The sequence below is a fragment of the Actinomyces denticolens genome (genome assembly GCF_002072185.1).
GTDB classification, from domain to species: domain Bacteria; phylum Actinomycetota; class Actinomycetes; order Actinomycetales; family Actinomycetaceae; genus Actinomyces; species Actinomyces denticolens.
Genome location: NZ_MVIW01000011.1, coordinates 56,245 through 77,215, shown reverse-complemented (window position 1 = coordinate 77,215; position 20,971 = coordinate 56,245). Strand labels below are relative to the sequence as shown.

Below are 20,971 nucleotides of genomic sequence, written 5' to 3'. Positions count from 1 at the left end.
CCTCAAACGCGCCGTCGCCCGAAACCTCCACCACGCCCTCAAACAAGCCCTGAACAACCCCACCTACCACCCCACCACCTTGACACCCACAACATAGGAGCGCTGGTCCGGAGGACCGGTCTCGATCGCCACTTCGACCGGTCTCGAGTATAAGGAGGAGTGATGAGTGTCAGCCGGCGACGAAACTGCCCATGAGGCGGGCGATCGCGTAGGACGGCGCCCCGACGGCGAGAATCGGCACGATGGCGCTGGCGATCGCGGCCCGCCCGCCGGGAACCCACTGGTGCGTCCACAGCACCCGGTTGGCGGCGGCCATGAGGACACCGGCGGTGAAGCCCACGATGAGGCAGGCCGCCCCGGACTGAGCGGCCTCGCTGAGACCCGTGTGCGCCGGGCCGAAGAACCCGACGACGGCGAGCAGCCCGCCGACCGCGCCCGAGATGATCGCGGGGAGCGTCATGGTGAGCATCTCCAGGACCCGGGCCCGCACCTCCAGCGTGGTCAGCAGCGCGCCGGCGAACAGCGCCAGGCTGCACGGGACGATGACAGCGGGATCGGCGACACCGGGCTCCAGCGCGCACCAGGCGGCGCCGGCGATCGCCACGAGAGCACCGGAGACCGTCGAGGACAGGCTCTCGAGCAGCCCCCTCCTCTCCCCCCTGCGGAGCATCTGGGCGACGAAGGCGATGAGGATGGACAGCGCCATGACGACGCCCGCCGCACCGTAGTCCTGCCTCCAGGCGACGGCCAGCGCGCCCGCGATCCCCGTCAGCGCGATCACCGCTGTCGAGCCCGTGTCGTGGCGCGCCCGCACGAGCGCCGGCCAGCCCTGCGCCATGGCCAGGGCGAGGACGAGGACGAGGACCGTCCGCGCCCACACCGCCACGGGGGCCGAGGCGGCGAGGAGGACGGGGACGAGGCCGGCCACCGCCAGGCGGGTCCATGCGGGGTCCACGATGCCGGGCTCCTTCGGCACGCCGCTGCCCCGCCGGGTGCCGTACCCGGGGCGGGACGCGGCGGGAGCGGGCGCCGCGCGCCCCGGACCGCTCTTGGGATTGGCAGGGGTATCCACATCTCGTATCGTCGCACACCCCGACGCGATCGCATGACCTGTGCTTGACTTAGGGCGGCCGGCCGGGGCCGCCCTGTCCGGCAGCGCTCAGGAGGATCCGATTGGAGGGGTCGCGTGCGCGTCATCATGTTCACCCACGCCGCCGATCCCGCGGACGCGCTCCCCGCCGCATCCTTCCTCGACGCGACGGTGTCCTGCGTGCCCCCGCTCCCGGCGAACTACAGCGCGATCGACAGCGCGGACGCGGTCCTCATCGACGCGAGGGCGGACCTGACCCGGGCACGGGCCCTGTGCCAGCTCCTGAGCGGGCCGATGGAGTGCGGGCCGATCCTGCTCGTCATCGACGACGGCGGGGCGGCGGCCGTCCAGGAGGACTGGGGGGCGTCCGACTTCGTCATGGCGGGGGCCTCCCCCGCCGAGCTCGCGGCCAGGCTGCGGATGCTGCGCCGCGCCGCGCCCGCCTCCCAGGCCCCTCGTGAGGACCGCCTGGAGGTCGGCGACCTCGTCATCGACGTCACCGCCTACACTGCCAGGATCCACGGGGAGATCCTCGATCTCACCTACAAGGAGTTCGAGCTGCTCAAATTCATGGCGATCAACCAGGGCCGGGTCCTGACTCGGGAAACGCTCCTGGACGAGGTCTGGGGGCAGGACTACATCGGCGGGGCGCGGACGGTCGATGTCCACGTGCGCCGCCTGCGCGCGAAACTCGGCACGGAGCACGACCAGCTCATCGGGACGGTCCGCAATGTGGGCTACCGACTCGACGCACCGGGGAGCGTCTAGGGCCTCCGGGACGCATGACAGGACGCCTGACAATGCCGGTTCGCGAGCGCCCCCGCCAGGACCACCGCCATTGGCCCCAGTGCCTTTGGCGCGCGCGCGGCGCTGCTGCTACCTTGAAGCCGACGCCGGGTCGCGACGGGCCCCGGGCTCCACCTTGCGCCGCCACGAGCGGCATTCGCGCCGACTGGCGCTCTTGCGGCCCGGCGTCCTCAACCACGATTCCTTCTCGAGAACGACACCGCAGCCGAGAACCCGCACCACACCTGAGATCCCGACTACCCGTACTCACCTGAATCGACCATCCCCCGAGGCGGCCGCCCTCAGCAGGCCGACCGCCTCCGGGCCCCGCCCCGGGAAGAATCCGGGGCCGCGCATTCATGACAGGAGCGGCGATCCGAGCCGCCCAGACCAGCAAGGAGCCATCCGTGCGCATCCACCCCCGCAACAATGACGAGGCCCTCTTCGACCTGCTGTCGAGGTCCGCTCGCCACCTCGTCATCGCCTGCGACGTCCTCGAGCAGATCATCAACGCCGACCGCGAGGAGCGCATCGGCCTTCGCGAGACCCTCCACGCCGAGGAGAACGCCGCGGACGACTCGCACCACGAGTTCCAGCGGCTCATCAACGCCACCTTCGTCACCCCCCTGGACCGCGAGGACCTCCACCTGCTCGGCTCGACCATGGACGACTGCATGGACCTGGTCGACGAGGCCGGCGACTGCATCGTCCTCTACCACGTCGGCGTCCTGCCCCAGGCCTGCCACGAGCTGGTCGACATCCTCAAGCAGTGCGCCGAGCTCACCGCACAGGCCATGCCCCGCCTGAAGTCCCTCAAGGACCTGGAGAGCTACTGGGTGAAGATCAACGAGCTGGAGAACCACGGGGACCAGATCTACCGCGCCGGCATCGGCAGGCTCTTCGAGGAGGAGATGGACACGATCAGCCTCATCAAGCGCAAGGAGATCATCGAGCGCATGGAGGCCGCGATCGACGCCTTCGAGTCCCTGGCGAACACGGTCGAGTCGATCGCCGTGCGCGAGTCCTGACGAATCGGCACCGCCATGATGACAACACTGGTCATCGCGATCATCGTCATCGCGCTCGTCTTCGACTTCACCAACGGGTTCCACGATGCGGCGAACGCCATCGCCACGTCGGTCTCCACCCGGGCGCTATCCATGCGCAAGGCCCTGCTCATGGCCGCCGTCATGAACATCGTCGGCGCCATGCTGGGCACCTCGGTGGCCCACACGATCGGCACGGACATCGTCTCCATCACCTACGACTCGAATGAGGGGAATATGATCGCCCTCATCGTCGTCTTCGCCGCGCTCTTCGCCGCGATCTCCTGGAACCTCATCACCTGGTGGTTCGGCCTGCCGTCCTCCTCGTCCCACGCGCTCATCGGCGGCCTGGCCGGCGGCGGGCTGGCCTGCGGGCTGATGGTCCACTGGAGCTCGATCCTGGACAAGGTCGTCATCCCGATGGTGGTCTCGCCGCTGGGCGGCTTCATCGTGGCCTACATCGCCATGGTCATCGTGCTGCGCCTGTGCGCGGCCCTGCCCTACCACCGCACCATGCGGCGCTTCCGCTGGGCCCAGACGGTCTCAGCCGCGGCCATGGCCCTGGGCCACGGCCTCCAGGACGCCCAGAAGACGATGGGCGTCATGCTCATCGCCCTGACGGCCGGCGGCTTCCACTCCTTCGACCACGGCGTCCCCGCCTGGGTGAAGGTCACGGCGGCGCTGACGATCTCCATCGGCACCTACTTCGGCGGGATGCGCATCATGGCGACCCTCGGCTCGAAGGTCATCGACCTCGACCCCGCCCACGGGTTCGTCGCGGAGAGCGTCGCCGCGGGCTTCCTCTACGTGGCCGCCATGGGCTTCGGCGCCCCGGTATCGACGACGCACACGATCACCACCTCCATCATGGGCGTGGGCGCCACGAAGCGCCTGAGCGCCGTGCGCTGGGGCGTGGCCGGGGACATCGTCGTGGCCTGGGTGATGACCCTTCCGGCCGCTGCGACGATCGCGGCCGCCGTCGCCCTCGTCCTCAAGACCGCCCTGCTCTGAGAGCGGCGCCCCGACCCCGTCGATCAGGACGGCGACGGTCGGACCAGCACCATCTCCACCACCGCCAACGGTATCGGGCCCGGCCCCGCGGTTCTCCCGCGGGCCGGGCCCGACTCGCTTCCCCACTCCGGCGGGGACAGCGGCCCCTGCCCTCAGCACTCGCCGCCGAGACCTCGCCGCCCCGGGGGCGCTCAGGGGCGCTCAGGGCGCCCGGCGAAGCTCGACCGCCTGGCCGTGGTCACCGTCGTCGGAGGTAGCGGTCCGCGTCAGGATCGTTCCCGGGCTGACCACGCTGACCAGAGTGCTGTCCTTCACCGACCACAGGAGCTCCCCTGTGGAGGCGTCGTGGACGCTGGTGGCCGCGAAGTGGCTATCGTCGATGTCCCACCACTGGATCATGGTGAGGGAACCGCTCCCCACCATGCCGACCATTTCCGCCCAGGCGCTCGAGTTGACATCGGCGGGCCTGTCGAGATCGTGGCCGTCGAGCTGCGGGGAGCCCTCGCTGCCCGTCAGGGAGTGAACGGAGCCCGAGGCGTCCAGCGCATAGTAGGTGTCATCCTCCGAGCCGGAGTCGGCTGCCGCCGTAGCGCCCGCGTCCTTGAGGGTATCCGGGCTCACGGACGGAGAGGCGGCGATGTAGGGCGCCTCCCAGGAGTCGAAGGGAGCGGTTTGCCCATCCTTGTAGGCCGAGACGCCGCATTTCGCATCACCAGCCGCGCGACCGCAGGAGTACAGGGCGATTCCCCCTGAGATCCGTTGCGCGCGGAGGGACGTCAACTCGCCGTTGGCCAGGACCGAGCCGGTCGCGATGTCGACGAATCTGCTATGGCTGTCCCCGTCGACGCCGAAGTCGTCGAGTTCGACGACAGCCGCGCTGAGCGCCCATCCTGTCATGCTCCGGTGGTCGGTCAGGCGCCACTGCTCGGCACCGTCAGCGCTGACCCCGACCGCCGTCCAATTCTGTGTCAACCGGTCCTTCTCCCTGAAGACGACAGCGGTGCTCCCGGCGCCCGCGATGAATCTCGACTCGTTGTCGAGCCAGTCCAGCGTGGTCTGCTCACCCGTGGACCCGTTCACCCTGATATTGCCGACCACGGCGTCGTCGTCCCAGAACCCGACGTTCTCCGTGGCATCAACCCCCTCGCCGCTGGCGATGCTCCGGGGCTCACCCCCCTCGAAGCTGAAGAGCTCCCAGGAGGCGTGGGAGTAGTCCGGGATTTTGCGCCTGGAGGCGAAGGTGCTCCCATCCCAGCCGGGGTCGCTCACCGCTATCACCCTGGTTCCGTCCGCGGAGAAGAGGAACTTATTCGCCTGATGGGACCAGACCACCTCCGGCTCCCGGGAGAAGTCGGAGGACATATCGGTGGTGCCGAGGTTCTCTCCCCTCGCCCCCGCCGACTCATCGCGGTGCGACCACCACCAGGCGCCCCCGGCGCCCCCCGCCCCCAGGGCCAGGACGAGCACGACGATCACGGCGATGAGCCCCTTGCGTCGCTCCCTCCTGGGCGGGGCCTCGACGGCGCCGAAAGCCACGGTGCCATAGGACGTCGCCCCCATGCCCCGGGGAGGCTGGGAGCCGTATGCGGATGAGGGGCCGACGGGGATTCCCGGGCCTCCGGGCACCGCGGGGGCCGACGGGTATCCGACGTACCCCGGGAAGGCGGATGCCCCGGACGCCTTTCCGCGCTGAGCCACGGCCGACTTCGCCTCGGCGCCGCCGAAGCGCATGATGAAGTCGAGAACGCCGGGCGTGGCGGCCGGGTTGACCGCGATGGCCGCCTGGAGATCGGGGCGCGCCGAGGCGATTCTCGCCAGCTCCACCGACGGCGTCGTCGGGTCGGCCGCAGCCGCGGCATCGGGGTCATCCCGGCGCGGGAGCGCCGGGATGCTCGCATCCATGGTCATGGTCGTATTTCAGCCGACAACCGCGCGGGAGGTCCATGGGGAGGATGGGCCTATCACCCACTCCCGGGATCCTCCCCCGGCCGCCAGGAGCGGCGGGAGGCGGGAGACGGCCTCGCCGTCCTCAGGAGGCAAGGTACGGGGAGACCGCTTCCAGCCTGCCTCCGGGGTCGTGCTCGGGGATGAGGATCGTGCGAGCGTCGCTGCCGATCGGGCGGGCGGCGTCATGGGCGCGCCGGGACGCCCGCCGAGCGCCTCGGCCCGGTCAGTCCAGGAGGCCCGCCCGGGCCCTGGCAGCGGCATCGCCGAGCTCGTCGGCGGTGGCCAGGAGCGCGGAATCCCTGCGGGTGACGCGGTCGGCGAGGGGGTCGGCGTCATCGTCGATCCACTCGGGGGCCGAGCCCGCGGCGAGGGCGGCGAGGAAGGCGGAGGCGGTGGCGAGCAGCGGCGCGAGCGCTGGGACGGAGCCCTCCAGCGCGCCGGCGAGGGCGGCGTCGAGGCGCTCGCGCAGCCCCTGCGGCGAGATGACGGGGCGCCCCTCGGCGAGGGCGGCGTCGAGGCGGGAGGCGAGGGCGCCGTCGTCATCGGGGCCGGTGAGGTCGACGACGGTGGCGTAGCGGCGCTCGACGAGACCGGGGTCGCGGCGGATCCACTCGCGCACGAGGAAGAGGCGCCACAGGGCTCCTGGCAGCGTGGCCGCGGGCGAGTCGGCCCACAGCTCGGCGACGTCGTCGATCCCCCGCCCGGCGACGACGGCGATGACGCCCTCGCGGGTGATGGGGTCGTCGGGGGCGGTGGGGAAACCGCCGATGAGGGCCTGGGCGGCGCGATGGGCGAGCTCGGAGGCGACGGCGGTGTCCGCCCCGCCCTCGATGGACTCGGCGACCTCGGGGTCGAGCCGGGCGGGGCGGTGGAACTGGCGTGCCATGGCGTTCTCCTTCGGTAGCGGGGCGCGCCCATTGTCTCGCATGCCCGGCACGGCATGTCCTGCGCGCCCAGGTCCGGCTATGCTGCGCGTGGTGCCGCCTCCCGGCACCGCGCCCCTTTAGCTCAGTTGGTCAGAGCTGCGGACTTTTAATCCGAAGGTCGTGGGTTCGAGCCCCACAGGGGGCACCGCTGTCGGCGCGGCCTGAGCGCCCTCGACCCGCGCGCCCCGCCCGGCCGCGTAGGCCGCCGGCTCCCAGCCCCCGTCGGCCGCCCGGCGCGGCAGCAGATCATCACTAGAAACGCCGAACATCTTGGCTGCACGCCCATGACAGTCCGCCGCTGGGTGAGGAAGGGAAGCCCGCCTGCGTCTACTGAGGTGGTGCCTCAGGTGGGGCAGGTCATCGCGACTGCGCCTTTGACGGCCGGGGGTACTGGTCCGTCTGAGTGTGAGTGTCGTGATGACGTGGCCCGTGAGGCGCTGGTGCAGGACGCGCGTGCGCGTGGCTGGACCGTGGATCACATGGGCTCTGATGAGCGGGGTTGCGTGTCGTGGGGCCGGCCGCTCCAGGACGACAGGCCGACGACGGCATCGTCGCCTGGTCCGGGCGGCCGGCCCGCGGGTACGCCCTCCGGGTGCTAGAAGACCCCGAAGGCGATGGCAATAACGCAGATCACCACCATGGCCGTCACCGACAGGAGCGTCTCCATGAGCGACCAGGTCCTGAAGGTCTGCCCCACGCTCATCCCGAAGTACTCCTTGACCAGCCAGAAGCCGGCGTCGTTGACGTGGGAGAGGAACACCGAGCCCGCGCCGATCGCGAGCACGAGAAGGGCGACCTCAACCGACGGCATGCCCGTGGCGAGAGGCGCCATGATCCCGGCAGCCGTAATAGTGGCCACGGTCGCCGAACCGGTGGCCAGGCGTACCGCCACGGCGACGAGCCAGGCCGCCAGGAGCGTGGGAACGGCCGCGTGCTGGATCCAGGAGGCGATGATGGTGGCGATGCCGGAGTCCACGAGGGTCTGCTTGAACCCGCCCCCCGCGCCCACGATGAGCAGGATTCCGGCGATCGGGCCGAGGGAGGCGCCCACCCGGTCCGTGACCCGGTTGGTGTCCAGACCCAGCCGGAAGCCGAACACGTACATGGCGACCAGGACCGTGACCAGTAGCGCGACGATGGGCTGGCCGATGAACAGGGCGGCGTGCACGAAGAGGTTGGTCGTGTCCTCGGGGGCGACGGTCTCGACGACGGTGCGCAGGAGCATGAGCACCACCGGCAGCAGGATGACTGCGACCGACGCGGCGAAGGAGGGGCGCGTGCCCTCGCGCTCCTCGTCGTCGCCGCCGAGGGGCTCGGGCGCCTCGATGGGGACCCACCTGGCCATGAAGCGCGCGGCGACCGGGCCCGCGATGATGACCGTGGGCACGGCCACGAGAAGCCCCAGTCCGAGAGTCAGCCCCAGGTCGGCCCCGACGGCGTCGATGGCCAGAAGCGGTCCGGGGTGCGGGGGCACCAGGCCGTGAAGGGCGGAGAGGCCGGCCAGCGCGGGTACGCCCAGCAGGATGAGAGGCCGGCCGGCCCGGCGTGCCACGATCATGACCACGGGGATGAGCAGGACGATGCCGACCTCGAAGAAGAGCGGAATGCCGACGACGAAGGCGATCAGCGCCATGGCCCACGGCAGCCTGGGGCCGGGCGTTCGCGCCAGGACGGTATCGACGATCTGGTCGGCTCCCCCGGAGTCGATCAGGAGCCGTCCGATGATCGCTCCGAAGGCGATGAGCGTGCCGACGCTCCCGACGGTCGACCCCAAGCCATCGGTGAAGGCGGTGAAGGTGTCGGTCAGCGGGATGCCGGCGACGACGGCCAGGACGGCCGATCCGAGAGTCAGCGCGAGGAAGGGGTGCATCTTGCGCCACACGATCAGCACGATGATCGCGGCGATGCCGAGGAGCGCGGCTGCGATCAGCCGCACCTCGTTGTCGGAGTGGGCCACCGTATCGGCGGCGGGAAGAGCTAACGTCATTGTCGTCTCCAGGTTGTTGGGCGGGTTTGGTGCTGTCAGTGGTGTCGGCGAACGGGACCGGGGCAGGCCGGGGCGTCAGGACGACGCCGCGGCGTGCTCGAGTGCGGCCAGGATGGCGTCGAGGGTCTCCTCGGGGGTGGGGCGCGAGACCACGGTGACGCCGTCCTCGTCGTCCTCCAGGGGTTCGAGGGTGGCCAGCTGGGAGGGGAGGAGGGTCGGCGGCATGAAGTGACCCTCACGGTGGGCCATGCGCTCACCCAGCTCATCGACGTCGGCGAGCAGGTGGATGAACAGGACACGGCCCTCCGCCCCTGCCAGCAGGTCCCGGTAGGAGCGCTTGAGGGCGGAGCAGGTGACGATGGTCCGAACGCCGTCGGCAGCGTGCGCGCTCATCCAGTCGCGCAGGGATCGGAGCCAGGGCCAGCGGTCCTCGTCGGTCAGGGGAACCCCCCGGCTCATCTTGTCGATGTTGGCCGCCGGGTGGAAGTCGTCGGCCTCGGCGACCGGCCAACCGAGGGCCCGGTGAAGATTGTCAGCGGCGGTCGTCTTGCCGCAGCCCGCCACGCCCATGAGGACGAGGTGCTCGACAGGGCGGTTCATGATCGATTCACTCCCTGGTGACATCATTGTCGATAATTGATATGACCAGATTACATGAAACGTAGTATTTTTGGAAGAGGAGGTCGTCTTCCCGTTAGGGTTGCGGTGGCACTAGGACTCGCCCCGTCCACAACCGGCCGCGCAGGCCCACCGCGCGCCCGATACGGGACGCCGAGTCGGCCTCGCCTCCACCGCCGCCACCCACGTGGACGGCCCGTCCCTTCCGGAAGCCCGACCATGCACGACACCGACCGGCGCCACAGCGTCCTGGACTCACTCGGTCATGCCGTCGTCACCGGCGAGATCGCCCCGGGCGATTCCCTGACGCTGGAGGATATTCAGTCCCGCTACAAGGTCTCGCGCACCCTCGCGCGCGACTGCGTGCGCACCCTGGAGTCCCTCGGCGTGGTCGTCTCACGCCGCCGCGTCGGCATCGTGGTGCGCCCGCGCGAGAACTGGTCGGCCCTGGCACCCCAGGTCGTGCGGTGGCAGCTCCAGGCCGATCCGCGCGGCCCCAAGCTCGGGGCCCTCACCGAGCTGCGCGCCGCCATCGAACCGGTCGCGGCCGCGGCGGCCGCCCGTCGCGCGACCGAGGCCCAGCGCTCCAGGCTGCTGACGCTGGCGGCCTCGATCCGGGCCAAGGGGGCCAGGGGGAAGGTCGCCTCGTACTTGGAGGAGGACATCAGCTTTCACAGCCTCGTGCTCGAGGCGAGTCACAACGACGCCTTCGAGGCGCTCACCGGCGTCGTCGCGGAGGTGCTGTCCGGACGCGCCCGGCTGACCGGCGAGGTCGAGGTGCCCGTGGCCGAGGCGCTCGAGCTGCACGAGCGCGTCGCCCACGCCGTCGCCGCCGGTGACGCAGAGACCGCCGAGACCTGCATGCGCGAGCTGGTCGCCGAGGTACGGGCGATTCTCCTGGACCGCGGTCTGCGCGGCTTCCTCGAATCCTGAGCCCCGGGGGGCTCGGGTTCCACCCCGCAACCGATCCCGATCTCCGTTCATGAACGCCATGCCCTGCTCGCGGGCCCGCCATCGCGTCGGCTCCGTCGCATACGAAGGCGGGGCCTTCCCCGGCGCCTCTTCCCGGAACACCCAAGTGTCCTTGCCGGGGAAGGAGGGGAGCCAGGGAGGAGGTGAGGGCCGTGACCAAGCCACTGGGCAGGCACGTCAAACCCCGCAAGGACAAGGAAACGGCCCGGCAGGTGAGCGACATAGTTAACGCAATCGCTCGCCTGATCCGGGCCGTCGGTGTCCTTGTGGATGCCCTCGGTCGATGGTTCAGCTGAGCCATTCGGCCTCGGGGACCCATCCGGAGGCCACCGGGTGGGTCCCCACCATTATGGGCCCCAGTGCGGCGCCGTGTCCACGACGTGACCGTTCACACCGAGCGGTGCGATCCGCACCCACTGGTGCGGGCAGGACGCACCGCTCGGAGCGAACAGCACCAGTCGGCGCGAGCAGCGCCGTTCAGCCGGTCACCCGCGCTAGTCGACCGCGGCCGACCCGGCGAGCTTCTGGACGAGCCAGTTGTCCAGGCCGATCAATGCGATGAGCTCCAGATCCTGGTTGGTCTCCTGAAGATCCTCATCCTCATCAATGAGGTAGGCCTTCATGTCCTCGTAGGCGACGACGTCCTGGGCGAGAACGGGAAGCAGCTCGGTGACCTGGGCGATCCCCTCCTCCGACGCCTTCTTCTCACTCTGAAGATAACGGACGATGTCGTCATGGACCTCGACCGCCGGGGCGGCCTCGATCTTGACCTCGCCACCGAGGTCGAGGATGCGGCCGGCGAACTTCTTCATCCAACTCGACTCCTCATCCGCGTGCGCGTCGTACTTATCGGCGAGCGCCGCGAGGCCCTTGGACCCGAACACCAGGCCCTGCACGCGATGGGCGTGAATCTGGGTCGCGAGCCCACTGACGACCAGCTGCAGGACTCGGATCTCCTCCGTCTTATCCACCATGTCCCCTCCTAGGACTCAACTCCGGGCGCGAGGCCCGCTCAGTCGTCGACGACGATCACGTCGACGCGGATGTTGCCGCGAGTGGCATTGGAGTAGGGGCACACCTGATGAGCGGCATCGGCGAGCCTCTGCGCCTCCTCGTGCGGCAAGTCCGGAACGACCACCTCGAGGGCGACGGCGAGCCCGTAGCCCTCACCGGCCTTGCCGATGGAGACTCGCGCGCCCACCGAGGAGTCGCAGAGCTTCTGCTTGGCCTGCCGTGCCACGCCCTGAAGAGCGGAGTGGAAGCACGCGGCGTAGCCCGCGGCGAAGAGCTGCTCCGGGTTGGCGCCGTTGCCGCTGCCGCCCATCTCCCGTGGAATCGCGAGGTCCAAGGAGACATGGCCATCCGCGGTCTGGACGTGGCCATCACGGCCGGCGCCGGTGGCGATGGCCTCAGTGGTGTAGATGGGCTCGATCTCGTTCATGAGCTCTCCTTGCTTGCCGCGCCTACTGCCCCGGCGCTCCAGGGAGGCGGCCCCTCAGCCGCCCAGATAAACATAGTACGCAATCTAATTGTGCACAACCCATTTGTCTGCGGTAGTTTCACCGGCATGCCCCACGATCCGCTCGAGCTCGACCGCCAGCTGTGCTTCTCGCTCTACCGCGCCAGCCGCACCGTCACCCGCGCCTACCGTCCGCTCCTGAAGGACATCGGCCTGACCTACCCCCAGTACCTCGTCATGCTCGCGCTCTGGCAGTCCGGCGGGCCGATGAGCCTCAATGACATCGGCAGCAGGCTCAGCCTCGACAGCGGGACTCTCACACCACTGCTACGCCGTCTGGAGGAGACCGGCCTCATCACTCGCGCCAGGGACCGCGCGGACGAGCGCCGCCGCCTCATCACCCTCACCAGCGCAGGCCGCGACCTGCGGAAACGAGCAGCAACCATCCCTGACAGGATGATCGCGCTCTACTCCCAGCCCGCCGAGGATCTGGAGCGCCTGAAGTCCATGCTCGACGATATGGCCGCGCGACTCGCCTGACCCAGCAGCCGGATCGGCGGACGGCGACGGCGCGCCGACCGCGACGCGGCGCGCTGGCCCCTACCCATCAGCCCTGTCGGCCATGGGGAATCAGCTCCGCGAGGCCCCCGATCATCATCGATCATCACTCCCGACCCCCTCCCGCCAGTCGCGCTCGACCTCGGCCAGGCGCTCGGCCACGACGGGCCGCCCGGCCACATCGGCCTGCAGATCGGCAACCTCCGCCGCGCCCACGCCTTCGAGGCGGAGCAGGCGGGCCACCCCCTCCTGGAGGAGCTCCGGGGCGAAGGCACCGCTTCCGGCGATCGTCAGCGCGGCGGCCCCCTGATCCAGGGCGGCCAGGAGCGCCCCGACCTGCTCATCGCTCAGATCATCCGCCACCGCTCCACCGCGCTCGACCCACGCGCTGCGCATCGCCTCAATGGCGATCCCATACCCCCGGATCTGAAGCCCAACACGTCGGGACACCTCGGCGAGCAGGCCCTCATCCCTGGCCGCGGCGGCCACGAACTCCAGCGTCGCCAGGGCGAGGCCCCAGACCATCCGGCCCCGCTCGTCATCAGCGGACATGTCCACCGGCACCGGCTCGAACAGGCCCGCCAGCCCACTGGCCAGCGACTGCTCGATGTTCATGTCCATGACCGCGAGGAAGAGCTCGGCCTTGCTGGAGAAGTTGGAGTAGACGGCGCCCTTCGAGAAGCCGGCGGCGCGGGCGATCTCATCGAGGCGCGCGCCGTGGTAGCCATCGCGCGCGAAGGAGGCCCGGGCGGCGAACACGACGGCCTCACGGGTCTGCTTCTGCCGGTCCCTCCTGCTGATCGGGTCGGGAAGATCGGTCACTCCGCCGATGGTAGCCGTCACACGCCGTTGCCCCCAGGAGCCACCTCAGATACTCTTGGTATGCAGATACCGTAAGTATTTGAAAGGTGATCATGTCCACTCCCAGCCTGAACATCACCGGGTTGACGCGCCGCTTCGGCAGTGTCACCGCTAACGACAACATCGATCTGAGCGTCGAGCCCGGCAGCGTCGTCGGCCTCCTGGGGCACAATGGCGCGGGCAAGACGACGCTCGTCTCCCAGGTGGTCGGGCTGCTGCGCCCTGACGCTGGCAGCATTCACGTCGGGAGCATCGACGCCGTCGCGGACCCCGGGGCCGCTCGGCGGGCGGTGGCGATCCAGCCCCAGTCCCAGGCTCCTATCGACGGGTTGACCCCGCGCGACGCCGTGGAGATCGCAGCCCGGCTGCGCGGCCTGTCCGCCCGCGACGCCCGCGCCGCCTCGCTGGCCATGGCCGAGGAGCTCGGCTACGGCCCCTGGCTGACCCGCCGCGCCCTGCCCGAGGGCGGCGGGCTCTCGGGCGGGATCCGTAGGCTCGTCGGCTTCGCCATGGCCGCGGTCGTCCCCATGCCTCTGCTCGTCCTCGACGAGCCGACCAACGACGTCGACGCCGCCCGGCGCCGCCTCCTGTGGGAGGCCGTCCGGCGCCGCGCGGATGCCGGGACAGGGGTCCTGCTGGTGACCCACAACGTGATTGAGGCCGAGCAGGTGCTCGACGAGCTCGTCATCCTCGACAGGGGCCGCGTCGTCGCCAGCGGCACTCCCGCGAGCCTGCGCGGGGCCGACGGCGCTCTGCGGCTGGAACTGCGCCTGGCCCCTGGAGCCGCCTCCCCGCTCGACGAGGCCGACGAGTCGTCCGCGCCACGGCGCGCGTCCGCCGCGCCCGCCTTGCCCGCCCCCGCCCTGCGCACGGTGCGCACCGGCCGCCGCCTGCTCGTCACGATCCCTGCCCCCGCGGCTGCCGCCTGCGTCGACTGGGCGGCCGGGTTGCACGAGTCGGGCGACATCGAGACCTATGCCCTGAGTCCCAGCACTCTCGAAGACGCCTACCTCGCCCTGACCGAGGCATCCGGGACCGACCACGACGAGAGCGAGGAGATCGCCGCATGACTGTCATGACCCATTCGGAGGCCGCGCCCACCCCGCCGTCCTCCCCCGCCGCCGCCAACCGACCGGTGCCCGGCGGCCCGGGCCCCTGGTCCGTCTACCGGGCCATGCTCCGCTGGCGCCTCTTCTCCATCGGGCCGACTCTTCCGATCTTCGTCATCGTGCAGGCCCTCATGGCCGCGGGCATCATCGTCGGGTTCGGCCTGCTCATCCCGGACATCGACGCGTTGCCCTCCACTGCCCTGCTCATGTCCACCGGAGCACCAACGGCCCTGCTCATGACTGTCGGGCTGGTCATGGTCCCCCAGGTGGTGGCGCAGGCGAGGGCCAACGGGGCCTTCGCCTACACGCGCGCCCTGCCGGTCCCGCGCCCGATCCTGCTCGCCACCGACCTCAGCCTGTGGACGCTCATCGCCCTGCCGGGGATCGCGGTAGCCGTGGGGGTCGCATGGCTGCGCTTCGGCATCCCCCTGGACATCGACTGGCCGCTGCTTGTCACTGCGTCGCTCCTCGTCACGGTCATGGCCGCCTCGGTGGGCTACGCGATCGCCGTGAGCCTTCAGCCCATGGTCGCGCAGGCGCTCACCCAGGTGCTCGTCTTCTTCATCCTCCTGTTCTCCCCCGTGACCTTCCCGACCTCGCAACTGCCGCACTGGTTCCAGACCGCTCACGACTGGCTGCCCATCCGTCCAGCAGCGGACCTCCTGCGAGCAGGCCTGGCGCAGGATGCCTACGCCTGGCAGGACAGGGATCTCTTCGTCCTCCTGGTCTGGATGGTCGTGAGCCTCGGGGTCTGCCTACGTGCCCTGACACGCCGCTGATCCCCGCGGTCCGGGCACCCGGAGCTCCCGGCCCCTGGCCTGGCCATCGCCCCTCTGGATAGCCTGGAGGCATGAGCCCTGATCCCCATGGAAGCAGTCGGACCGGCCCCTTCGACCCGCCCAGCGCCTCGAGCGGCCCGCGCATCCTCGTCGTCGCCGGGCACCCGGACGCCAAGAGCTTCTCGCACGCCCAGGCCCAGGCCTACGCCGCGCAGGCCGAGGAGGCGGGCGCGCAGGTGACGCTCCTGGACCTGGCCGGCGAGAGCTTCGACCCGGTCCTGCGATTCGGCTACCGCGAGCACATGCCCGACGACGCCTTCATCAACCGCTCCCAGGAGGCGCTCATCGACTGCGATCACCTCACCCTGGTCTTCCCGACCTGGTGGTCCGCCGAGCCCTCCCTCCTCAAGGGCTGGTTCGACCGCGTCCTCACCCCGGGAATCGCCTACCGCTACCGCACCGGGAAGCTCTCGCCGGAGAGGCTCCTCATGGGCCGCACCGCCACGATCATCACCACCTCCCATGGCCCGGCGGCATGGACGCGCTCGCCGGGGATGTCGGTGTGGAGGGTGAGCCGTGCCGTGCTCGGCTACTGCGGGATCAGGACGACGCAGCGCCTCGTCCTGGGCGGCATGGAGGGTGAGAAGGACACACCCGCGCGCCGCATGGCCTTCCTGGAGCAGGTGGCGACGGCGGCCCGCAAGGACGCGGCGGTGGCCAGGACCCGCTGAGGGACCCAGCACGGGGACCGGGGGAGGCCGTCGTGGGACGCTCGCGGGCGGGCCGTGGCCACCACCACCCGCGGGTCTGCGGAGAGCGGACACCGCGCGACCTCGCTCACGATCCCGTGAAGGTCATGAACAGGCCAGCTAGGGTGGCCGGCGCACCGCGACCCCGATGCAAGGAGAATCCTGTGACGACCACCCGCGCACTGTCCGCCTCACGACGCGACGCCCTCAAGGTCGGCGGCCTGATTGCCGCCGGCGGCGCGGCGATCCTCGGAGGCTCCGCCGTCATCGCCCCGAGTGCCGTCGCCTCCAGCCGGCTGGACACCGGCGTGCAGTTGGGCTCGGGCGGCGTGGGGACGCGCGCCGTGGTCCTGGACCAGCCATCGGTCCACTCCGAGTCCATGGCGGCCGTGCGCCGGCTGCGCCTGGACATGTGGGTCAAGAACCCGCCGCTGCTCAGCGTCGACGGCTCGACCGGCGGTACCGTCCAGAGCTACGCCCAGGCCCAGGGTTATGCGAGTGCCGAGGCCTACGCGGACGCACTGGTCTGGGACCAGGACATGGAGCGCATCTGCGTGCAGCGCCTCGTGGAGTGCCTGGAGATGGGGAGGATCGAGCACAGCCGCCCCAATGGCGAGTCCTACAACACGGCCCGGATCGGTGACGTGGTCAACGGGACCTTCGAGATCCTGGCGGCGACGACGGACCAGTCGGCCACGATCTCCACCGGCATCGGGATCTGGGCCGGCGAGTACGACAAGTTGGTCGCTGCCGGCGGCGCCTGGAACCACGAGACCGGGCATCTGCACACCCTGCTCAACCCGATGGTCACGAACATCGGCTTCGCCGCCTCGGCCGGGTACTTCACCGGTGAGGGCCTGTGGGCCCGCTCAGCTTCGGCCGAGTCGGTGGGCTGGTCCGGGATCTACGACGTCACCTTGGCCAACGGTGGCGGTTCGGCCTCCTCCGTCCCCGCGGGCCACCAGGCCCCGACGCCCACCGCCTCGGAGCCGGCCGGCGCGTCGGCGTCGGCCGCGCCGGCACCCGCTGATTCGACGACGGCGACGAACAACCTCGGGGCAGCAGCCACCAAGCCGCAGGACCCCTCGTCGTCGGAGTCATCCCTGGACTCGCTGCTCCGCGGCCTGCGCGAGATCCTAAGCGCCAAGTAGACACCGAGGGGCGGCTGGGGCGCCCTGCTGCGGCCACGGTGAACGCGAGTGGGCCGCCTGAGTCGGGTTCTCAGGCGGCCCATGACCGTTGAGGCCGGCGAGGAGGGGAGTCGCCCGGAGGTCAGCGCCCCGAGCGACGGCCCCGGTGCGATGAGCGCTTCTGCCCTTGCTGCGCCTTCTGCCCGGCCCCGGTGCGGCGCCCGCCGTGACGCGCCCCGTGGCGGGAGCCGGCGCGGGAGGCCTCCCCCGCTCTGCGTCCGTGCGCGCCGCGGGCCGGCGCCTGGGCGCCGACGCCGGTGGGCCGGCCTCCCTTGATGGCGACGCCGTCGGGCATGTCCTCGGCGGCGACGCGCTCGGCCTGCTCGCCGACGAGTGCGGTGACGGCGTCGTCGTCGGGGCGCACGCGCTCCATCTCGGCCTTGATGCGGGCCTTCTTGAGGAGGACCTGGACGTCCTTGCGCTGCTCGGGCAGGACGAGGGTGACCACGGTGCCCGAGGCGCCCGCGCGGGCGGTGCGGCCGGAGCGGTGCAGGTAGGCCTTGTGCTCGGCGGGCGGGTCGACGTGGACGACGAGCTCGACGCCGCTGACGTCGATGCCGCGGGCGGCGATATCGGTGGCGACCATGACGCGAACGGCCCCGGAGGTGAAGGCCCCCATGGCCCGCTCGCGGGCGCCCTGGCTCATATTCCCCTGCAGTTCGACGGCGGGGATTCCGGCGCTCACCAGTTTGCGGGCCAGGCGGCGGGCGAGGTGCTTGGTGCGGGTGAAGAGGATGCGCTGGCCGGTGCCGGAGGCGAGGCGGGTGACGACGCCGTCCTTGGCGGTCTTGTCCGCCAGGAGCCACACCCGGTGGTCCATGTCCGTCACCGGGGATGAGGCGGGGTCGACGGCGTGCTGGAGGGGGTTGTGGAGGAACTCGCGGACGATGGCGTCGACGCCGTTGTCGAGGGTGGCAGAGAAGAGCATCCGCTGGCCGTCGGCGGGGGTGGCGCGCAGGATGCGGCGCACGCTGGGCAGGAAGCCGAGGTCGGCCATGTGGTCGGCCTCATCGATGACGGTGATGCTCACCTCGTCGAGGGAGCAGTGGCCCTGGGCGATGAGGTCGAGGAGCCGTCCGGGGCAGGCGACGACGATGTCCACTCCCGCACGCAGGGCCTTGACCTGCGGGTTCTGGTTGACGCCGCCGAAGATCGTGGTGACGGTCATATCGAGTGCCGCGGCGAGGGGCTTGATGGTCTCGGCGATCTGGAGGGCGAGCTCACGGGTGGGCGCCAGGACGAGGCCGATGGGATGGCCGGCACGGGCGCAGTCCTCGTCGGCAAGGCGCTGGACGAGGGGCAGTGAGAAGGCGAGGGTCTTGCCGCTGCCGGTGCGGCCCCGGCCGAGGACGTCGCGGCCGGCGAGGGTGTCGGGCAGGGTCGCGGACTGGATGGGGAAGGGGGAGGCGAAGCCACGCGCGGCGAGGTCGGCGGCGAGGTCGGGGTCGACGCCGAGCCCGGCGAAGGTGGGGGCGGACTCCTGGACAGCGGAGCCGGGTGCGGTGGAGGAGGCGGTCGCGCTGGGGCGCTTGCGGGTGGCGGGCACGAGGGGTCCTGTCTGGATCGGGGCGGCGCCGCCGGTGGGCGGGCGCAGCACTGCGGGGTGCCGGTATCGGGGCTCGACGGCGTCGCCCGCCCGCACGGGGCCTGGGCGAGCCGGAGCCGGGGCGCCAGCCTGGCCACGGCATGGCGCCGGGCCGGGCGTCATCATCTCAGGCCCGACGCCCGCCCCGCCATGACCCGCGCCGCTCGGCAGCCGACGAGACCTGTGACCCCCGTCGCCCGACGAGCGCGCGGCACGGGGATCGATGGGGCACGGGACGACGGGACGGGGGCGGCGAAGGGCGGCGGGGCGGTCGCCCCCGGAGACCGGCCCCGCAGCCAATCGCTTCAGGACCGCCCGGCCAGGGCAACGGCGAGACTGACGAGGACGAGGCCGGCGAGTTCCCCGATATTGGGCATCTGGCGCAGCATGATGATTCCCACCACCATCGAGGTCGCCGGCATGAGGGAGGCCAGGAGGCTGAATGCATCTGCGTTCAGGCGCCCCAGGTTGATCTGGTCGAGGGCGTAGGGGATCACCGTGGAGAGCACCGCGACCCCGAGCACCGCCGCCGCCGTCCCCGCCGAGCTGAAGGCCCCCGACGCCGTCGGAGCCGCCAGGGGCGTGTAGAACAGCGCGCCTGCCGCCGTCCCCACCGCGAGCGCGTCGAGCCCCGCCCCACTGGTGGCGACCCTGTGCCCGAGGAGGATGTAGCAGGCCCAGGCGAGTCCCGCCGCCAGGGCCAGGAGCATGCCCGCCCGATGGGCGGGATCGGAGATGTCCAGGCCCACCCCGGAGATCGAGGCCACACCGGCCATCGCGAGCGCCGCGGCGATCCTCGGCCTCCAGCCCCTGCCGGTGAGGATGGCGACGATCACCGGCCCCAGGAACTCCAGGGAGACGGCGGTGCCCATGGGCAGGTAGGAGATCGACGCGTAGAAGAGGACGTTCATCGTCGCCGTGGCCACGCCGAAGGCGGCCGCCGCTCCCAGCGCCCGGCGCGTCCAGGCGTACCCGCGCCCCCTCAGCCGATCTCCCCAGGGCCGTCTCCAGGCGAGCAGCGCCAGGGCGCCGATGGTCACGCGCCACCAGGCGACTGTCACCGGTGGCATGACGCCGAACAGGCCCACCGCGAATCCGGCGCCGATGTAGGTGGACACGGCTGTGGCGATGAAGATGCCCGGTGCGGGAACGGCCGTCAGCGCTGCGCCGATCCTGCCGGACTGACGCCCGTGCTGGCGGGGCGGGTAGGGGAGCACGGGCCCATTGTCTCGCTCGTGCCGACCGCTCCGGCACGGGGCTCCCCGAGCGCGCATCCTCCCCGGGAGCCTGGCTGCGCGCCCGGCCCCTCAGCCCAGGAGGGCAGCGGCGAGGAGGACGACGGGGGCGAATCCCGCCGTCGTGATGAGGACCGTGTCCCGGGCGAGGCCGGTGGCCCGCTCGTATCGGGAGGCGTACATGAAGATGTTCTGCGCGGTGGGCAGGCAGGCCGTAGTGACGGGCACGAGCAGCGCCTGGCCCCGCAGTCCCATGAGGCCGCCGACGGCGAGAGCGATGAGTGGCGCGACGAACAGTTTCCAGCCCACCGCGCACCACAGCGCCGGACCGGCGGGCTCGGTCACCCTCCCGAGCGGCTCCGGTCCCATCCGGCGCTCGCGCTGCGAGTCGGCCAGGCTCAACCCCAGGGAGAGCATCATGAGGGGGACCGCCATGCGGCCCAGCAGGCCCAGGACCTCGGCAGGGCTCCCTCCGGCGATCCCGGCCAGGTCCCACCCGGCCAGGTTGAGGGCGGTGCCCGTCGCCACGCCGATGAGGAGCGGGTTGCGCAGTGGCGCGGTGGCGCGCCGCAGGGCGGTCTGACCCCGCCTGCCGGTGATGACGTCGAGGATCGCGAAGGAGACCGGGGTCAGGACGATGAGCTGGAGCAGGAGGATCGGCGCGATCGGTGTCACATCGCCGACGACGAGGATCGCCACCGGGATCCCCAGGTTCGCCGCGTTGACGTAGCCCGAGGCCAGAGCCCCGATGAGGGCGTCGGCGGTGCCGCGCCCCAGCACCCACCGGTGCACTGCCCAGGCGCCGGCAATCGTCAGCAGCTCGGCGATGATCGCGGCCAGCGCCCGCGCGGAGACGACGGCGCCCAGGTCGGCGCCCGCCAGCGTCGTCAGCATGAGGGCGGGGGTGGCGGCGAAGAAGGCAAGGCGCGTGAGCACGCGATCGGATCGGGGCGGGAGCGCGCCGGTGCGCCCGAGGACCCACCCGATCGTGATGACGACGGCGAAGACCGCCAGTCCGCTGATGATCCTCAGCATCGTCTCATCACGGTCTCAGCACGGCGGG

At 71.1% G+C, this 20,971-nt stretch carries 20 protein-coding genes and 1 tRNA gene; 10 read left to right on the top strand and 11 right to left on the bottom strand.

Annotated elements, in window-relative coordinates; genetic code table 11:
- Nucleotides 1–169: 169 nt before the first annotated feature.
- Complete coding sequence (locus B1H55_RS04740; RefSeq protein ID WP_240494179.1) at nucleotides 170–1,072, bottom strand: tellurium resistance protein TerC; 903 nt, start codon at nucleotides 1,070–1,072, stop codon at nucleotides 170–172.
- Between the two features lie 114 nt (nucleotides 1,073–1,186).
- Here B1H55_RS04740 and B1H55_RS04735 point away from each other — a divergent pair, with 114 nt between their 5' ends.
- The 3 genes from B1H55_RS04735 (at nucleotide 1,187) to B1H55_RS04725 (ending at nucleotide 3,933) form a co-directional block, all read left to right on the top strand.
- Nucleotides 1,187–1,858, top strand: a complete 672-nt coding sequence (locus B1H55_RS04735; RefSeq protein ID WP_077240538.1) for a response regulator transcription factor — start codon at nucleotides 1,187–1,189, stop codon at nucleotides 1,856–1,858.
- A 425-nt stretch (nucleotides 1,859–2,283) separates the two neighbouring features.
- On the top strand, nucleotides 2,284–2,904 hold the full coding sequence (locus B1H55_RS04730) for a DUF47 domain-containing protein (protein WP_077240539.1): 621 nt from the start codon (nucleotides 2,284–2,286) through the stop codon (nucleotides 2,902–2,904).
- Between the two features lie 15 nt (nucleotides 2,905–2,919).
- Complete coding sequence (locus B1H55_RS04725; RefSeq protein ID WP_077240540.1) at nucleotides 2,920–3,933, top strand: inorganic phosphate transporter; 1,014 nt, start codon at nucleotides 2,920–2,922, stop codon at nucleotides 3,931–3,933.
- Between the two features lie 201 nt (nucleotides 3,934–4,134).
- On the opposite strand, the gene B1H55_RS04720 is transcribed toward B1H55_RS04725, so the two are convergent.
- Together B1H55_RS04720 and B1H55_RS04715 are read right to left on the bottom strand one after the other, a co-directional pair.
- Nucleotides 4,135–5,841, bottom strand: a complete 1,707-nt coding sequence (locus B1H55_RS04720) for a variant leucine-rich repeat-containing protein (RefSeq protein WP_073453052.1) — start codon at nucleotides 5,839–5,841, stop codon at nucleotides 4,135–4,137.
- Between the two features lie 262 nt (nucleotides 5,842–6,103).
- The gene (locus B1H55_RS04715) at nucleotides 6,104–6,766 is read right to left on the bottom strand and encodes a hypothetical protein (RefSeq protein ID WP_073453050.1); all 663 of its coding nucleotides are present in this window, start codon (nucleotides 6,764–6,766) and stop codon (nucleotides 6,104–6,106) included.
- Nucleotides 6,767–6,877: 111 nt separating this feature from the next.
- Between B1H55_RS04715 and B1H55_RS04710 the strand changes: the two genes are divergently transcribed.
- Nucleotides 6,878–6,951, top strand: a tRNA-Lys gene (locus B1H55_RS04710).
- A gap of 450 nt (nucleotides 6,952–7,401) precedes the next feature.
- On the opposite strand, the gene B1H55_RS04705 is transcribed toward B1H55_RS04710, so the two are convergent.
- Both B1H55_RS04705 and B1H55_RS04700 read right to left on the bottom strand, forming a co-directional pair.
- Complete coding sequence (locus B1H55_RS04705) at nucleotides 7,402–8,793, bottom strand: GntT/GntP/DsdX family permease (RefSeq protein WP_077240541.1); 1,392 nt, start codon at nucleotides 8,791–8,793, stop codon at nucleotides 7,402–7,404.
- Nucleotides 8,794–8,868: 75 nt separating this feature from the next.
- Entirely contained in the window at nucleotides 8,869–9,393 is a 525-nt protein-coding gene (locus B1H55_RS04700; RefSeq protein ID WP_073453046.1) for a gluconokinase, read from the bottom strand.
- A gap of 237 nt (nucleotides 9,394–9,630) precedes the next feature.
- Between B1H55_RS04700 and B1H55_RS04695 the strand changes: the two genes are divergently transcribed.
- Nucleotides 9,631–10,344, top strand: a complete 714-nt coding sequence (locus B1H55_RS04695) for a FadR/GntR family transcriptional regulator (RefSeq protein WP_073453044.1) — start codon at nucleotides 9,631–9,633, stop codon at nucleotides 10,342–10,344.
- A 533-nt stretch (nucleotides 10,345–10,877) separates the two neighbouring features.
- Here the strand turns inward: B1H55_RS04695 and B1H55_RS04690 are convergent.
- Both B1H55_RS04690 and B1H55_RS04685 read right to left on the bottom strand, forming a co-directional pair.
- Complete coding sequence (locus tag B1H55_RS04690; RefSeq protein WP_077240542.1) at nucleotides 10,878–11,357, bottom strand: ferritin-like domain-containing protein; 480 nt, start codon at nucleotides 11,355–11,357, stop codon at nucleotides 10,878–10,880.
- Between the two features lie 38 nt (nucleotides 11,358–11,395).
- Entirely contained in the window at nucleotides 11,396–11,824 is a 429-nt protein-coding gene (locus tag B1H55_RS04685; protein ID WP_077240543.1) for an organic hydroperoxide resistance protein, read from the bottom strand.
- Between the two features lie 126 nt (nucleotides 11,825–11,950).
- Here B1H55_RS04685 and B1H55_RS04680 point away from each other — a divergent pair, with 126 nt between their 5' ends.
- Nucleotides 11,951–12,382 (top strand): MarR family winged helix-turn-helix transcriptional regulator, encoded by a 432-nt coding sequence (locus B1H55_RS04680; protein ID WP_077240544.1) that lies wholly within the window; start codon nucleotides 11,951–11,953, stop codon nucleotides 12,380–12,382.
- Between the two features lie 114 nt (nucleotides 12,383–12,496).
- On the opposite strand, the gene B1H55_RS04675 is transcribed toward B1H55_RS04680, so the two are convergent.
- Entirely contained in the window at nucleotides 12,497–13,222 is a 726-nt protein-coding gene (locus B1H55_RS04675; RefSeq protein ID WP_073453109.1) for a TetR/AcrR family transcriptional regulator, read from the bottom strand.
- A gap of 92 nt (nucleotides 13,223–13,314) precedes the next feature.
- Here B1H55_RS04675 and B1H55_RS04670 point away from each other — a divergent pair, with 92 nt between their 5' ends.
- The 4 genes from B1H55_RS04670 to B1H55_RS04655 all read left to right on the top strand — a co-directional run bounded on the left by B1H55_RS04670 (nucleotide 13,315) and on the right by B1H55_RS04655 (nucleotide 17,049).
- Nucleotides 13,315–14,331, top strand: a complete 1,017-nt coding sequence (locus tag B1H55_RS04670) for an ABC transporter ATP-binding protein (RefSeq protein WP_073453038.1) — start codon at nucleotides 13,315–13,317, stop codon at nucleotides 14,329–14,331.
- Nucleotides 14,328–15,149, top strand: a complete 822-nt coding sequence (locus B1H55_RS04665; protein ID WP_073453037.1) for an ABC transporter permease — start codon at nucleotides 14,328–14,330, stop codon at nucleotides 15,147–15,149. The genes B1H55_RS04670 and B1H55_RS04665 overlap by 4 nt, the downstream gene beginning before the upstream one ends.
- A gap of 71 nt (nucleotides 15,150–15,220) precedes the next feature.
- Entirely contained in the window at nucleotides 15,221–15,880 is a 660-nt protein-coding gene (locus B1H55_RS04660; RefSeq protein WP_077240545.1) for an NAD(P)H-dependent oxidoreductase, read from the top strand.
- A gap of 182 nt (nucleotides 15,881–16,062) precedes the next feature.
- Nucleotides 16,063–17,049 carry a CAP domain-containing protein gene (locus tag B1H55_RS04655; RefSeq protein ID WP_077240546.1) on the top strand — a complete coding sequence of 329 codons (987 nt, stop codon included), beginning with the start codon at nucleotides 16,063–16,065 and terminating at the stop codon, nucleotides 17,047–17,049.
- Nucleotides 17,050–17,170: 121 nt separating this feature from the next.
- On the opposite strand, the gene B1H55_RS04650 is transcribed toward B1H55_RS04655, so the two are convergent.
- The 3 genes from B1H55_RS04650 to B1H55_RS04640 form a co-directional block, all read right to left on the bottom strand.
- A complete protein-coding gene (locus B1H55_RS04650; protein WP_096519541.1) occupies nucleotides 17,171–18,634 on the bottom strand; it encodes a DEAD/DEAH box helicase in 1,464 nt (487 codons plus the stop codon).
- 344 nt (nucleotides 18,635–18,978) lie between these two features.
- Nucleotides 18,979–19,890 (bottom strand): EamA family transporter, encoded by a 912-nt coding sequence (locus tag B1H55_RS04645; RefSeq protein ID WP_077240548.1) that lies wholly within the window; start codon nucleotides 19,888–19,890, stop codon nucleotides 18,979–18,981.
- A 90-nt stretch (nucleotides 19,891–19,980) separates the two neighbouring features.
- A complete protein-coding gene (locus tag B1H55_RS04640) occupies nucleotides 19,981–20,943 on the bottom strand; it encodes an AEC family transporter (RefSeq protein ID WP_077240549.1) in 963 nt (320 codons plus the stop codon).
- Nucleotides 20,944–20,971 lie beyond the last annotated feature (28 nt).